This is a genomic window from Bacillus sp. LR--39 (genome assembly GCF_053613335.1).
The window spans coordinates 1-643 of the sequence record NZ_JBSIOT010001063.1 but is presented as its reverse complement, the minus strand read 5'-3'; the positions used below and the strand labels follow the sequence as shown (position 1 = coordinate 643).

Below are 643 nucleotides of genomic sequence, written 5' to 3'. Positions count from 1 at the left end.
ATGGAATATGGATCATCAACCGGCGTCAAACGACTTTGTCCGCACACTTGCCGACATATTGGCTGAATTACATGGCACGGATCAAATATCTGCTGGGCAATCCGGAATAGAAGTGATAAGGCCAGAAGATTTCAGGCAAATGACAGCAGACTCTATGGTTGATGTGAAGAATAAGCTTGGCGTATTACGACGCTTTGGGAAAGATGGCAAAAGTGGATAGATGATGATGCATACTGGCCGGGTTTCTCTTCTTTGATACACGGCGATCTCCACCCCCCGCATATTCTTATCGACCAAAATGAACGTGTCACAGGACTTCTGGATTGGACAGAAGCGAAGGTTGCTGACCCAGCCAAGGATTTTGTTCTTTATCAAACCATTTTCGGAGAAAAAGAAACTGCCCGTTTGCTTGAATACTATGATCAAGCAGGCGGCCGAATATGGGCAAAAATGCAGGAACACATTTCAGAGATGCAAGCGGCATATCCGCTGGAAATAGCTAAATTCGCTCTGCAAACACAGCAGGAGGAGCACGTCAATATGGCGCTGGAAGCACTCGGTGTAACATCGGATTAAGAATTGACTTCGTTTCATGAACCGAGTATTATAAACTCTACAAATAATAGAACGGATCAACAATCGT

Annotated in this window: 1 pseudogene; it reads left to right on the top strand. The window is 44.8% G+C overall.

Features of this window, described 5'->3' with window-relative positions:
- Positions 1-576, top strand: a pseudogene (gene mphK, locus ACWHAR_RS28440) (macrolide 2'-phosphotransferase MphK); the annotation flags it as partial.
- Between the last annotated feature and the right edge of the window lie 67 nt (positions 577-643).